The 13,596-nt window shown below is 71.1% G+C and carries 13 protein-coding genes, 1 tRNA gene and 1 pseudogene; 10 read left to right on the top strand and 5 right to left on the bottom strand.

Annotated features, from left to right (window positions below; all coding sequences use genetic code 11):
* Window positions 1–241: 241 nt before the first annotated feature.
* Window positions 242–1,087 (top strand): helix-turn-helix transcriptional regulator, encoded by an 846-nt coding sequence (locus R8Z57_RS17045; protein WP_318354980.1) that lies wholly within the window; start codon window positions 242–244, stop codon window positions 1,085–1,087.
* Between the two features lie 39 nt (window positions 1,088–1,126).
* On the opposite strand, the pseudogene R8Z57_RS17050 reads toward R8Z57_RS17045, so the two are convergent.
* Window positions 1,127–1,973: pseudogene (locus R8Z57_RS17050) on the bottom strand (aldo/keto reductase).
* A gap of 174 nt (window positions 1,974–2,147) precedes the next feature.
* Between R8Z57_RS17050 and R8Z57_RS17055 the strand changes: the two are divergent.
* Window positions 2,148–2,519 (top strand): nuclear transport factor 2 family protein, encoded by a 372-nt coding sequence (locus R8Z57_RS17055; protein ID WP_318354981.1) that lies wholly within the window; start codon window positions 2,148–2,150, stop codon window positions 2,517–2,519.
* 37 nt (window positions 2,520–2,556) lie between these two features.
* Here the strand turns inward: R8Z57_RS17055 and R8Z57_RS17060 are convergent, their stop codons facing one another.
* Window positions 2,557–3,024 carry a hypothetical protein gene (locus R8Z57_RS17060; protein ID WP_318354982.1) on the bottom strand — a complete coding sequence of 156 codons (468 nt, stop codon included), beginning with the start codon at window positions 3,022–3,024 and terminating at the stop codon, window positions 2,557–2,559.
* Window positions 3,025–3,231: 207 nt separating this feature from the next.
* On the opposite strand from R8Z57_RS17060, the gene R8Z57_RS17065 reads away from it, so the two are divergent.
* The 3 genes from R8Z57_RS17065 to R8Z57_RS17075 all read left to right on the top strand — a co-directional run bounded on the left by R8Z57_RS17065 (window position 3,232) and on the right by R8Z57_RS17075 (window position 5,466).
* Window positions 3,232–4,236 carry a class I SAM-dependent methyltransferase gene (locus R8Z57_RS17065; RefSeq protein WP_318354983.1) on the top strand — a complete coding sequence of 335 codons (1,005 nt, stop codon included), beginning with the start codon at window positions 3,232–3,234 and terminating at the stop codon, window positions 4,234–4,236.
* Between the two features lie 200 nt (window positions 4,237–4,436).
* Window positions 4,437–5,216: a class I SAM-dependent methyltransferase gene (locus R8Z57_RS17070; RefSeq protein ID WP_318354984.1), complete on the top strand. Its 780-nt coding sequence runs from the start codon at window positions 4,437–4,439 to the stop codon at window positions 5,214–5,216.
* 94 nt (window positions 5,217–5,310) lie between these two features.
* On the top strand, window positions 5,311–5,466 hold the full coding sequence (locus R8Z57_RS17075) for a hypothetical protein (protein ID WP_318354985.1): 156 nt from the start codon (window positions 5,311–5,313) through the stop codon (window positions 5,464–5,466).
* A 35-nt stretch (window positions 5,467–5,501) separates the two neighbouring features.
* On the opposite strand, the gene R8Z57_RS17080 is transcribed toward R8Z57_RS17075, so the two are convergent.
* A complete protein-coding gene (locus R8Z57_RS17080) occupies window positions 5,502–6,491 on the bottom strand; it encodes an NADP-dependent oxidoreductase (protein WP_318354986.1) in 990 nt (329 codons plus the stop codon).
* A gap of 202 nt (window positions 6,492–6,693) precedes the next feature.
* On the bottom strand, window positions 6,694–7,071 hold the full coding sequence (locus tag R8Z57_RS17085; RefSeq protein ID WP_318354987.1) for a PH domain-containing protein: 378 nt from the start codon (window positions 7,069–7,071) through the stop codon (window positions 6,694–6,696).
* A gap of 124 nt (window positions 7,072–7,195) precedes the next feature.
* Here R8Z57_RS17085 and R8Z57_RS17090 point away from each other — a divergent pair, with 124 nt between their 5' ends.
* Window positions 7,196–8,074 (top strand): helix-turn-helix domain-containing protein, encoded by an 879-nt coding sequence (locus R8Z57_RS17090; protein WP_318354988.1) that lies wholly within the window; start codon window positions 7,196–7,198, stop codon window positions 8,072–8,074.
* A 23-nt stretch (window positions 8,075–8,097) separates the two neighbouring features.
* Here the strand turns inward: R8Z57_RS17090 and R8Z57_RS17095 are convergent, their stop codons facing one another.
* On the bottom strand, window positions 8,098–11,475 hold the full coding sequence (locus R8Z57_RS17095) for a DEAD/DEAH box helicase (RefSeq protein WP_318354989.1): 3,378 nt from the start codon (window positions 11,473–11,475) through the stop codon (window positions 8,098–8,100).
* Between the two features lie 193 nt (window positions 11,476–11,668).
* Here R8Z57_RS17095 and R8Z57_RS17100 point away from each other — a divergent pair, with 193 nt between their 5' ends.
* The 4 genes from R8Z57_RS17100 to R8Z57_RS17115 all read left to right on the top strand — a co-directional run bounded on the left by R8Z57_RS17100 (window position 11,669) and on the right by R8Z57_RS17115 (window position 13,574).
* A complete protein-coding gene (locus tag R8Z57_RS17100; protein WP_318354990.1) occupies window positions 11,669–12,076 on the top strand; it encodes a DUF4383 domain-containing protein in 408 nt (135 codons plus the stop codon).
* Entirely contained in the window at window positions 12,073–12,609 is a 537-nt protein-coding gene (locus tag R8Z57_RS17105) for a hypothetical protein (protein WP_318354991.1), read from the top strand. Before R8Z57_RS17100 ends, R8Z57_RS17105 begins: the two co-directional genes overlap by 4 nt.
* Before the next feature lie 116 nt (window positions 12,610–12,725).
* Window positions 12,726–12,801: transfer RNA gene (locus tag R8Z57_RS17110), tRNA-Met, on the top strand.
* A gap of 224 nt (window positions 12,802–13,025) precedes the next feature.
* On the top strand, window positions 13,026–13,574 hold the full coding sequence (locus R8Z57_RS17115) for a DUF6578 domain-containing protein (RefSeq protein WP_318354992.1): 549 nt from the start codon (window positions 13,026–13,028) through the stop codon (window positions 13,572–13,574).
* Window positions 13,575–13,596: the final 22 nt, after the last annotated feature.

Raw genomic sequence — 13,596 nt, forward strand, 5'->3', positions numbered from 1 at the left:
GCGCGAAGCGCCCGGACCCTAGTGCTGCACTTTCCTGCGAACGCTGCAGCGGTGGCGAAGCGACCGAAGCTCGCGGACGGGGGGGATCGCCGCTCCCTGGTTGAGGGATGACGGATGCCGCAGACTCGGGTGATGGACCGAGCACAGCTGGCCGACTTCCTGCGTCGTCGCCGCGAGGCGCTGCAACCCGAAGACGTCGGGCTGCGCCGCGGGTCGCGGCGCCGGACCGNAGACTCGGGTGATGGACCGAGCACAGCTGGCCGACTTCCTGCGTCGTCGCCGCGAGGCGCTGCAACCCGAAGACGTCGGGCTGCGCCGCGGGTCGCGGCGCCGGACCGCGGGCCTGCGTCGCGAGGAGGTCGCCGTGCTCTGCGACATGTCGACCGACTACTACAGCCGCCTCGAGCAGGCCCGTGGCCCGCAGCCGTCGGAGCAGATGCTCGCCGCGATGGCGCGGGGCCTGCGGCTGACGCTCGACGAGCGCGACCACCTGTTCCGGCTCGCGGGCCACACCGCACCGGTGCGCGCCCTGCGGAGCGAGCACGTCTCGCCCGGTCTCATGCGCATCCTCGACCGCCTCGCCGACACCCCCGCGCAGGTGATGACCGAGCTCGGCGAGACGCTGGCGCAGACGCCCGCCGCCCGTGCGCTCTTCGGCGACGAGACGCGCTTCGAGGGGCCGATGCGCAGCGTCGGCTACCGCTGGTTCGTCGACCCGTCGGCGCGGAACGTGTACCCGGCCGACGATCACCCGATGCACTCCCGCGCGTTCGCGGCCGACATCCGCACCGCCTATGCGAAGTTCGGCGCCCGCTCGCGCGCCGGCACGATGGTGGAAGCGCTGCTGCGGGAAAGTCCCGAGTTCGCGGAGCTGTGGGCCGAGCACGAGGTGCGGTCGACGCATGCGCGCGAGAAGCGGCTGCAGCACCCCGAGGTGGGCGTGATGGATGTGGAGTGCCAGTTCCTCATCGATCCCGAACAGGGGCAGACCCTCCTCGTGCTCACCGCGACGCCCGGCACCGTCAGCTACGAGCGGCTGCAGCTGCTCTCGGTGATCGGCACGCAGGAGATCGCCGCCGGCCGCTGACGCTGCGTACCGCCCGCGACGCCGACCCGCCCCAGCGGCTCAGTCGTCGAAGATGCCCACCGACTCCGACAGCCGGGTGACCTCGTCGGCGGAGAGCTCGAGGTCGGCCGCCCGAGCCGAGTCGGTGATGGATGCCGCGCGCCGCGCGCCGCGCGCCCGGAATCGGAATGACGTGCGGGCCCAGGGCCAGCTCCCACGCGAGCACCGCCTGCTGCGGGCTGACGCCGTGCGCCTCGCCGACCTCGCGGAACGCCGAGAACCGGTCTGCGACCTGGCGCGCTCCGCCGCCGGTGCCGCCGAGCGGGCTCCACGGCAGGAACGCGATGCCGTGCTCCCCGCAGAAGCGCAGCTCGTCGATGCTGCCCGGATGCTCGGGCGAGAACTCGTTCTGCACGCTGGCCAGGTTGCCCTCGCCGAGCACGTCCATGGCGATCTGGATCTCTTCGACGCTCGCGTTCGAGATGCCGATCGCGCGGACCAGTCCGTCGTCCTGCAGCGTCTTCAGCCCCCGCATGATGTCGGCGTAGACGCGCGTGCGGTCGGGGCGGTGGTACTGGTACAGCTCGATCTGGTCGACGCCGAAGATGGCGAGCGACTTCTCGGCCGCCGATCGCAGGTACTCCGCCGAGCCGTCGCGGCCCTTCGAGCCGTCCGGGCCCTGCGTGATGCCGCCCTTCGTCGCGACGAAGATGCTCGACCCGTCGCCGTCCCATGTGCGCAGCGCCTCCGCGACGATGCGCTCGTTGTGCCCCATCTCCTCGCCGTCGGGCGCGTAGATGTCGGCCGTGTCGATGAGGGTGACGCCGGCGTCGAGCGCCGCGTGGACGGTGGCGACGGCATCCGTCACAGAGGGGTATTGCTTGTCGTTGTTCATCGAAAGCGGCATGGCGCCGAGGCCGATCGCCGGCGTCCCGCCAGAGTGCGCGGCTTCATCGGTTCTCCTTCTCGCGTCGTCCCACCCTGGCAGTGCCGGACGACATCACACCTGGGCTGGACAACCGCAGGTCGGGCGTCTAAGCAACCCCTGGAAGACGTCGGACGCCCGGGGTAGAGAAGAGGCATGACCAAGGCGAGCGACTGGCTGAACGGCTACCTCAAGGCGTGGACCTCGAAGGATCCCGCCGACGTCCGCGCGATCTTCACCGACGACGCGCAGTACTGGTTCCGTCCCGACGACGACGAACCGGTGGTCGGCATCGACGACATCCTCGCGATGTGGGCCGAGCCCGAGGCACCCGATGTGGTGCCCGACCTGCGGGTGCTCATCGAGAACGACGAGCTCGGCATCATCACGGGCACGGTCGACTATCCCGGCCACGCGCACTACGCGAACATGTGGGAGGTCTGGTTCGCGCCCGACGGCCGCGCGCAGAAGTTCGTCGAGTGGTTCATGACGCCACGCTCCACCGGCGACGACGAAGACGCCGACTGAATCACGCGGAGCCGGGAGACGGATGCCGCCTCCCGCCTCACCCGAGTGCAGCCAGCGCGTCGCGCCACAGCTCGCGCAGCCGCAGGTTCGGCGCGGGCGCGATCCGGTTGCCCGAGCGGAACTGGAACCGCCACGCCACCTCGGGCACGACCACCTCGAGCACGTCGCGCGGCACGCGGTCGGCTTCGACCACGAGCTCGTCGAAGGCGACGTCGACGAAGCTCGCCGTGCGGCGCGGATCGGCGAAGTGCACGTCCTCGTACGGGTGAGTGAGCACGGTGCCGTGCCCGATGAGCCCGTACGCTCCGCCCTGCCGCAGCAGCCACGCGTCGGTACCGGGCTCGACCTCCTTGCGGGATCCGACCGACCATTGCGTCACGTACGGTGTGCCCGCCGCGACGCTCGCCACGACGCCCGCGAACGAGCCGGGCCATTCGTCCCACAGGCCCGGGTTCCAGCCCAGGATGATGCCGGCGTCGCGCCAGTGATCGGATGCCTCAGCCACGAGCCCGACCCTAACCCGCCCCCGCCGGGCCCTGGGCCGCGTTTCGTCTCGTCACTGCGCTCCTCGCTCGACGACCGGTGCCCCGGTCGTTGAGCGAGCGAAGCGAGACGAAACGTCCCCGGCCCACACAGCCGCCCGGGTCCCGGCATCCCTCTCGATCCCCAAGCATGGCGGGTCTATCCTGTGGCGCGGGACGGAGGATGCCGCATGGCGCAGGACGTCGAATTCTTCACCGCGATGAGGTCGGCGATGCTGCCGCTCGTCACCGCGAGCGCGCTGCTGCAGGTGATCGACCGGGCCGAGCGCGCCGGCCTGATGCGCGAGCTGCGCGACGGCGCCGACACCGCCCGGCTCACCGCCGCGACGGGTCTGACGCCCGAGACCGTCAGCGCGCTCTGCGCCGCACTCGTCGCGAACGGCGTGGCCGAGTCCGCTGCCGGGGGCTTCCGGCTGACGCCCGACTGGCGGGCGCTCACGGGCCCCGGGGCGTGGGTGCCCCTCGGCGACATCATCGCGCAGAGCCGCGTGATCGACGCCATGCTGTCCGGGCGCGAGTCCGCGTACGCGAGCCTCTCTCCCGAGGACCGTTCGACGTTCGCGCACGCCGTGTCGCCGAACCCGTACTCGCCGCAGCTCGTGGAGCGCATCCGCGCCGAGATCGCCGCGTCACCATGGTGGTCTGGGATGACCGAAGGCGGCCGGCACCTCGAGCTCGGCTGCGGCGTCGCGGGCCGCATGCTCACCGTGCTGCAAGCCATGCCGCGCCTGCGCGCCGTCGGCGTCGAGCTCGACCCCGACCTCGCCGACGAGGCACGACGGCGGGCCTCGGACCTCGGCATCCAGGATCGCATCGAGATCGTGACGGGCGACGCGACGACCTACCGATCCGAAGAGCCGTTCGACTTCGGCTTCTGGAGCCAGTGGTTCTTCCCGGCGCCGACGCGCGAGGCGGCGCTCGCGTCGCTGTTCGCGAACGTGCGCAGCGGCGGTGTCGTGCGCTCGCCCGTGTTCGGCGATCACGGCCGCATGGCCGCCGACCCGCACGGTGACGATGCCCGCCAGTACAGCCTGCACCGCGTCATGCACGACGGCTGGGGCGTACCCGAACGCACCCCCGAGCAGCTGAAGACCGAGTTCGAGGATGCCGGCTTCGTCGACGTGACGATCGTCTACCACGACGTGAACGACGGCATCTACGCCCGCCGTCCGTGATCGTCCCGCCCCCTGCCCCCCGGTCGTTGAGCGCCCCTCGATACGGTTCTTCGTCGCTGCTCAGGAACCGCTTCGCGAGACGAAACGCCCCGGCGAATGACGGATGCCCCGGCCGCCCGTTGTGCGGAGGCGCCTTCCGTCTCGTCGCTGCGCTCCTCGCTCGACGACCCGGGAACGATGCCCGGGGTAATGTCGCGCACATGGGCGAACTCCCCGAGCACGTGGCCGTCAATCGCGAGTACTGGGACGGCATGGCCCATGAGTGGGTCGAGGCCGGCGAGCGCTCGTGGAACCAGACCGAGCCCACGTGGGGCTCGTGGGGCATCCCCGAGGGCGAGCTGCACCTGCTGCCCGACGACATGTCGGGCCTGCGCGCGATCGAACTCGGCTGCGGCACGGGCTACGTCTCGGCGTGGATGGCCCGCCGCGGAGCGCAGGTCACGGGCATCGATAACTCCGCCGAGCAGTTGCGCACGGCTGAGCGGCTCGCGCAGCAGCACGGCGTCGCGCTCGAGCTGATCCACGGCAACGCCGAGGCGGTGCCGAAGCCCGACGAGTCGTTCGACTTCGCGATCAGCGAGTACGGCGCGGCGATCTGGGCCGACCCCTATCGGTGGATCCCCGAGGCCCACCGGCTGCTGCGACCGGGCGGCACCCTCGTCTTCCTCGGCAACCACCACCTCGTGGGCGTGTGCTCGCCGGTCGACGGGTCGTTCCCGATCACCCGCGGGTTTCAGCGGCCGTACTTCGGCGACCACCGCTTCGACTGGCGCGACGCCGCCGATGACCCGGGCGGCATCGAGTTCTCGCTGACCTACTCGGCGTGGATCCGGCTGTTCCGCACGACGGGCTTCGAGGTCGTCGACCTCGCCGAGATCCAGGCTCCGGCCGACGCCACCGGGGTGAGATCGGGCATCGAAGCGGACTGGGCGAGAGACTTCCCGAGCGAGCACGTGTGGACCGTGCGCAAGATCGGCTGAACCCGTCCGCTTCGTCGGCGCCGACGAAGCGGAGGCCTCTGCCGAGGCCGTCAACCCCTTTGCGTCGACCACTCCGATCGCGTGGGCTGGATGCATGACCGACGCCACACTGCCCCCGCAAGAGCCGGGCCCCGAACCCGACACCACCACAGCCGCCGAGTCCGACCACCCCGATGACGACCTCGAATCCGAGGCCGCTCCCGCGATGCTCGACCGCGACGACAACGACGTGGAACCGCTGGAGCCCTGACCACGGCCCCGGTCGTTGACATCCGCGGCCTCGGGTCACGGCATCCGCTCGAACACCTCTCGGGCGCGCAGCGTGCGGGCACGTGTCACGGGGTGGGTGGCGAGCACGATCTTGCCGCGCGCGTGCAGCTTCGCGAGGTCTTCGAAGGCGTCCACGATGTCGTCGATCGGATACAGACCCGACACCAGCAGCCGGAAGGCGCCCGCACCGGCCAGGTCGACCACCCGCTGGAGCACGGTCGTGGCGTGGGCGACGGATTCCGGGTCGTCGCGCAGTAGCCGCAGCTCGACCTCCCGCCGGTCGGCGCTGGAGCGGTATCGCTCAGGCCGCACCCCGAGCGCGCCGGCGATCTCGCTCCCGTCCTTGCCGTAGTTGTCGATGTAGGCGGTGACCGGTCCTCCGGCCGCCCGCTGGATGCGCTCGACGATGCCCTCCCCGTACTTCACCGGCGTGATGCCGAGCTGCCGCAGGTAGTCGAAGTTGCGCTCGCCGCACGTGCCGATCACCCGCGCGCCGCGGTACTTGGCCACCTGCGCCTCGATGCTGCCGACACCGCCTGCGGCGGCCGAGATGACGATGATGTCGGATGCCCCGACCCGCACCTCGTCGAGGGTCTCGAGCGCCGTGGCGCCCGCGAGGAAGAGCCCGCCGGCGACCTCCCACGCGACGGCGGGGTGCTTGAGCACGAGCTGGTCGGCCGGCACGACGATATGGCTGGCGTGCGCACCCGTGCGGGTGTGCCCGACGACGTTCGCTCCGACTCGCAGCCGGGTCACGCCCGCGCCGCAGCCGCGGACGATCCCCGCGAAGTCGCTGCCCGACGACCGCGGCCACGGGTCGTCGTGCCACGTGTCCTCCTTGCCGTTGCGCAGAAAGGCGTCCATGTGGTTGATCGACGTCGAGATCACCTCTACGAGCACCTCGCCCGGCCCCGGCGCCGGCAGCGGGAACTGATGACGCTTGAGCACGTCGGCCTCACCGTAGTGGGTGTACCGGTATGCGAATGCTTCCGTGGGTGCGCGCATGGCCATCCCTCCCGCCGTTTCCGCGAGGCTCGTCATCGGGCCTCGAAGATGTATTCCGGCGAATGGGCGCCTGCGGATGCAGTCAGGCGCTTCCGCATCGTTCCCCGGCCCCCGGTCGCTGAGCGACGACGAAGGAGCGAGACGAACGCACCGCCGCGAGCGCAGAGGCGAGCGAAGGGAAGCGGATGCCGCCACCCGGCGCTCAGTGACTGTGCAGCACCGCCCACGCCAGGAGGCTGTCGATCCGGCGGATGTCGGCGCCCTTCGTGAGCTTGACCTTGATGTGGCCGGCCTTCGTCCACAGCTCGACCTCGGCGTCGCGGTCGAGCATGCCACCGGCGTTCTCGGTCGACCACATGTGGATCGAGCTGTACGGCAGCGAGTAGATCTCGACCTTCTTGCCCGTGAAGCCCTGCGCGTCGCGCACGATCAGCCGCTTCATCGTGAACGTCGCCGAGTCGCGGAACGTCTTGAACGAGGCCACGGCCTGCTCGCCCTCGACCAGCAGCCCCTGCACGTCGGCGGGCGTCTGGATCTCCTGCTGCAGCGTCCAGGCGAGGATGTCGGCGGTCTCGGGCATCGGTACTCCTTCACGTCCGCGCGACCCCACGCCGCGCAAGATTTCCACAGTATCGGCGCGCACTCCCCGGGCGCCGAAGCAGCCCGATCGACGGCGCGCTAGGCTATATCACGGAGGTATAGCCATGGCTCCTCGGTTCGACACCACCCGCGCCGCCGCGCTCGTGACCGCAGCGCGCGCAGACAGACAGATGTCGCAGACGGAACTCGCGCGTGCAGCGGGCATGAGTCAGCCCAACGTCGCCGCCATCGAGGCCGGTCGGCGGTCGGTCGGTCCGGAGGTGCTGGAGCGGCTGCTGCGCGCGGCCGACTACCGTCCCAGCATCCCGCTGGAAGAATCCGCGGACGCGATCGTTGCGGCAGGCGAACGCTACGGCATCCACGACATCCGCGTCTTCGGTTCGATCGCGCACGGAAGCGACCATTTCACCTCCGACATCGATCTCCTCGCTCGCGTCGACAAGGGGCGGGGGTATTTCGACATCGCCATGTTCCAGAACGCCGTGGAATCGCTCACCGGATTCTCTGTGGACGTCGTCGTGGACGACCAGTCGCGGCCGGGCTTTCTCGACGACGCAGAGGTCTTGCCCCCTGTGAGCGATGACACTCCGCGGCGCGCGGGTCGGTTCGCACGAGTACCTCGCTCCGCCGAAGACGCGACGACGTCTGAGATCGCCCGCGCGAAGTTCACCGAGAGCCTGGATGCGATCGACACCTTTCTCGACCACGCCGTGAGCGGCGGCCGGGGGGCGTTCGAACGCAACTCTCCCGCATACGCGTCGGGATCGATGGCGATCATCCGCACCGCGGCACTTTTCGAGATGGACGAGTTCGCGGAGTACCTCGGGGATGTGCCCGATGAGGTCGTCCGTGGCATCACGACGACACGGAACATCGCGTCGCATGCGGGGTACCGCTCCATGAACGACGACCTGTTCTGGGACACGCTCACCGTTCACCTGCCGCCGTACCTCGACACGTGGCGGGCGGCCGCACGACGCTGAGGCATCGCGCTTCTCGGATAGGGTCAGAGCGCGAACTCCGCCATCCACCCGCACCGCGGCTCGGCCGCCGTCACCGCGACCGCAGCCGGCACCGCCACCGTCTCGATCTGCCGCGGCAGCACCGCCGGAATCAGCGGCTCGAGCCGCCCCGGCTGGGCGTGCAGCGGGCCGGCGAGCGCCCACCGCTCCCCGACCTGCACCACCGCGAGCGGGTGCCCGTCGGCCGTCGCCACGCCCGACTCCATCGACAGCGCCGCGAGCAGCGCGGCCAGCGTCACCTGCACCTCGGCCTCTGACGCCTCGCGAGAGCGCAGCACCGCGTGCGGTGAGCGGAGGTCGGTTCGGCTGGACTGCCGCAGCAGCGAGCGCAGGTTGGTCCGCAGCGCGACCACCGCCGCGTCGGGCTCGCTGTGCTGCTCCGACAGCGCGAGCGCGATCGGCCACAGTCGCGGGTCTGCGGCGATGAGAGGACGGATGTCGCCGAGCAGGCGTTTGCGCTCGCCCTGGAACAGCCGCCGCACCCCGCGCGCGTGGCTCAGCACCGCATGCACCTCGGGCAGATCATCCAGCAGCCGCGCCGCCTCGTCGACCGGCGAGCCCGGGCCCGCGTCCTCGGGGACGTCGGCCACGAGGTTCGCGTACGCGAAGTCCCCGTCTCGCGTGTAGAGGAACACGTCCGCGGCCACCTTGCCCGCCGACCGCGCCGGTAGCACCACGTCGATCGGCCCGACGGCCGGCCGCGTCGTCGCGATGGCCCGGCTCGCGCCGGTGTTGCTCAGCGCCGTGAGCCGCGCCTGCGCGTTCGCAGTCCGGTACGTCAGCTCGAGCCCCACCAGCGGCGACACCTCGAAGTCCGCCCGCGCCCCCACGATCTCCGCGAACCCTTCGGACGACACGTCCACGCCGCGCGGCCGCGCGTTGATCCCGTCGGGCGACGCGAACCCCGCCGCCCGTGCCCGGCGCCACAGCGGAGGCAGGTGTTCGCGATGGTGCTGAGGTTGCAGCATCCGTTCCAGCATCCAGAGCAGCCGGCCCGACCCGCGTTCCGGGTGCGGCGAGAGGTGCCACCACGTCAGCCGGCGCGCGAGGTCGCCGGCGACGGCGGGAGCCCAGGTGGCGGCATCCGCGTATCCGAGCGCCGCGACCCAGGCGAGGTAGCGGGGCATGTCCTCGGCCGCGCGGCGCAGCTCGGCCATCGATACGCCCACCGGCGGATTCTCGCGGGTGCGGGCCGGGGCGCGGAGCACGAGCTGCGCGGCCGCCATGCAGACGCGCGCGCCGAACCACTCGCCGGCGCGCGCAACGACCCGCGGCGACCAGCCCGTGAGCAGCTCGTCGACGTAGCCGGTGTACGTGCGCTCGTTGACGGGCCGCTCGCGCAGCGACGCGACGGCGGTCGCGACGGTCTGCAGCACCAGCTCCTCAGCTTCGTCGGCCCTGGCCGGCACCGGCAGCGATTTCAGCGCCACCAGCAGCGAACCGGCGGAGTTCGTGTCGATCATGAGGCGCGAGGTGAGCACGCCGATCTCGGTCGCCGCCAGCCGGCCGTCCACCTCGGTCGCGAAGCCGCGACCGAGCAGCTCGTCGACCACCGCGTCGAGGTCGACGACCGCCCGGTTCTGCGCGAACGCGAGCGTCTGCGCGAACCACGACCGCGCGGTCTCGCGGTCGGTCACCGACCCGAGCAGCAGCTCCGCGAGCACCGCGTCTCCCAGTGCCGCCGTGATGCGGCTGTTCGCCGCGTACCCGTCGCTGAGCCTCAGCTTCCAGGCGCCCTCTTCCGCGCGCGGCACGAGCATGAAGCCGAAGCCCTCGGGCTCCTGCCCCGCACGCCCCGCCCGCCCGAACATCTGCTGCGCCTGGCTCACCTCGAGCGGCGTCATCCCGAGTTCGAGGTCGCGGATGATCACGAACTTCGCGGGCGTGTTCACCCCGGTCGACAGCCCTGACGTGGCGACGAGCACGCGGAGCTGCCGTGATCGGAACGCCTCGAGCGCCCGGTTCGCGCGGGGTGCATCGCGGAAGTGGATGCCGACACCCCGGCGAAAGCACGCCTCCACGAGCGCGTCGAGGTCGACGCCGTGAAACGGCACGCCGGCCGCTCGCGCCGCAGTGCGCAGCACGCCGGCCTTGCTGCCGCAGAACACGACGACACTGGATCCCGCCCCGCCCTCGCCCGCCGCCGTGTCGAAGGCGCTGCCGACGAGGCTCCGCAGGAGCGGCACGACCACCTCGTCCTTCGCGGATTCGTACGCCTCGCGCTTCCCCTGCGTCGGCACGTCGTACGGCACCAGCTGCGTCGTGAGCACCGTCGGTCGCCACGCCGAGCGCACGAGGTCGGCGTGGAACCACGCCGCCAGCTCGTCGGCATTCGACACGGTCGCCGACAACGCGACGATCCGCGTCCGCCCCTCGGCGACGCGCAGCCGTGCGATGAGCGACTCGAGCGTCGCACCTCGGGTCGGGTCACCCACGAGGTGGACTTCGTCGATGATGAGGCATCCGATCCGTCCGATGACGTCTTTCAGCGACGCCCGCCGGTACAGCGCCTCGAACTTCTCGGTGGTCGCCACCCACAGCTGCGCCTGCCGCACCGCGTCGCTCGACATGTTCGTCTCGCCGGTCAGCTCGATCGTGCGGATGCCGTGCGCGTTCCACCGCCGGGCGATCTCGGCGACCTCCGCGGCGAGCGCCCGAGCGGGCAGCAGCCATACCGCCGGCTTGCCGTCCGACACGATGGACCGCAGCGCCGCGACCTCGCCGATCAGCGTCTTGCCCGAGCTCGTCGGCGCGACGACCATCACGTGCCCGCTCGTGGACAGCACCGCCGGCACCGCTTTCGACTGCAGCGGGTTGAGCCGGTCGAACCTGTCGAGGTACTTCTGCAGGGCGGGTGGAATGAGGGCGGATGCCGCGGTCCACGCCTCATCGCCGTGCGCGACCGCGTTCGCGTTGTCGATGAGCGAGGCGAAGCCCGCCTCGACGGCGTCGACCATCGCCGGGTCGGTGTGCCGGAAGCCGGAGTTCTGATTGCGCCCGATCTCGGCCGCCGTGAAGTCCATCGAGTGCGTGATCGCGACGTCGTCGGCGAGCACTTCCTTCTCGTGGATGTAGCGCACGGGGACGAGGGCCACGTCGGCGCTGCGGAGCTCGCGGATGACCGCGTCGTTCGACGACTCCGGCCGGAGGAGCACTTTGACGTCGGCGCCCCGGCGGTGCGCCGCGAGGACGGCATCGAGGAGGCGGCGGGCGACGGACGAGGCATCCCACCACGGCACCTTGACCCACACGCGCGTGCGCGCGCCGGCGATGGCCTCGGTCAGCGCGACGAGCAGGTCGGCACCCTCGCCGTAGTTCGACAGCCGCCGAGGCTCCCCCGCCGCCTTCACGCTCTCCCCCATGTCCGGGCCAGCGTACCCGTGCCGCCCGACACCACCGGTCGCCCGACACCACCGGTCGTTGAGCGAGCGAAGCGAGACGAAACGCCCCGAGCCGACGAGCAACCTCTCCCCCGGCGCCATCCCATCCGATTCCCGACCCGCCCCGAAGACCTTTCACAGCGCGGCAGATCGCCGCTGGAAAGAGAGGTCTCTCATGGGCTCGTCACCGAACCGCATCGTCGCCACGGTCTTCGGCGCCGTCTACCTCCTCGTCGGCCTTCTCGGGTTCGCGTTCACGGGAGGCGTCGGCTTCATCGCGACCGAGGGCGGTCTGCTCCTGGGCATCTTCGAGGTCAACCCGCTGCACAACGTCGCGCACCTGCTCATCGGTGCAGCGCTGCTGATCGCCGGCATCGCCGGTGCTCGACCGGCCAAGATCGTGAACATCACGGTCGGCGCCGCGTACCTGCTGCTGGGCCTGGTCGGCTTCTTCCTCGTCGGCACGCCGGCGAACATCCTCGCGCTCAACGCGCCCGACCACTTCCTGCACCTCGCCAGCGCCATCGTGCTGCTGGGCGTCGGCCTGGCCGCCGAGCGGTCGTCGCGGGTCGCGACGGCGTGACCACCGTGGCCGAGGCGCCCACGACGGAGCGCGCGATCACACGCGCTCCGTCGTGGGTGCCCGTCGCCGCGTGGGGCTTCGGCCTCGTCGCCGTCGCACTCGGCGCGGCTTCGATCGTCGCGGTGCAGGCCGACACGCTCTCCCGCGTGCTCGGCGTGGCCGCCACCGTCCTGGGGCTCGCGGCGCTCGCCTGGGGCGCCGCGAGCCTCTTGCTCGACCGCACGCCGACACCGCGGGGGGCGGTCGCCGGCGTGTTCGTCGGGATGGGGGTCGCCGTGGCGCTGCTGGCAACCGCGCCGGGACGCGCGAGCATCCTCGCGGTGGCGTTGCTGCTCGGCCTCGGCGTCACGGTCGCCTGCGGAATCGTCCGGGGAACGCGGCACCCGTCGCGACGCTCGAGCCTCTGGGGCCTGTTCGGCGCCGCCGCGGTGGTGACCGTCCTCGTGGTACCCGCACTCGGCGTCTGCCAGGGCGCCGCCCTGCTCGACGCCGACGGCACCGTGCTCCCCGTCATCACCCACGACGGACACTGACGGATGCCTCGGCCGTCGGCTGCCGGCGGGCTGGGGTCGCGTCACATCCCGTCATCACCCGACACGCTCCGACACCCACAGACGATCGCTGCCCGCGGCGTCTAGCGTGGGCTCATCGCGGCGATCCGGGCGGTCCCGGGCTCCGGTTCATACCCGGCAGCGTTGCGGGTTCGACTCCCGCCGTCGCGTCCAGTCCTCGGGTCTCGATCCCCGAAGCGAGCTCCGTGCCCGACTAGCTGGGCAGGTTGCCGCGCGGTTACCGTCCCGCATTCGTGCTTCTTGTCGGGCGGGGCACACGAGCACATGCGGCCTGCGGTGAGCCCGACGGCATGCGAGGGCACAGACCCTGCAATCACAGACCGGCCCTCGTTCCGTATGGGTGCCCGGCTTCGCATGCGCTCGCTAACGTGGGCGACATGGCGGGTGTGTGGCTGACGGAGTGGGAGTGGGCGTGTTGCGGTGAGGCATTCGCCGTGGGCGACGACGTCGACTTCGGCATCGCGACGCGCACCCCGGATCCGTCACTCGCCGAACTGCTCGGCCCAGGTCTGCTTGCAAGCGTGAACGCCGTGGAATCGCATCACGAGGAGGAATTCACCGATCGAGTGCGCGGTCGCGTTACCGCCGTGCACATGGTCACGCACGATGTATCGGAACGTCGCGTACTGCGTCGCCCCGGCCACGGTGCACCTCCGGACGCCGTAATGCCACCGGACGGCCAAGAGTGGCCGAGCGTCCGCATGGACCTCGGCGGCGTGATCGCGGGGTCGCGACCGTCTCGCTACATGATCGAGATCGTGCCCGTGCCTGGCACCGCCACGCTCGAGCCTGGCCATGGGGTAAGGCTGCCCGTGACTCTAGTGGGGGCCGCGGTGCGAGCAGCTGACATCGATATCAGCGACCCACCCGTCGAGCGCAAGCGGCGCTCCCTGGCCGGGTGGCTGGTCGACGTCGAAGACCGTTAGTCCGCGTGTGGCTGCACGCGAA

The organism is Microbacterium sp. M3 (genome assembly GCF_033548675.1).
Taxonomy (GTDB): Bacteria; Actinomycetota; Actinomycetes; order Actinomycetales; family Microbacteriaceae; genus Microbacterium; species Microbacterium arthrosphaerae.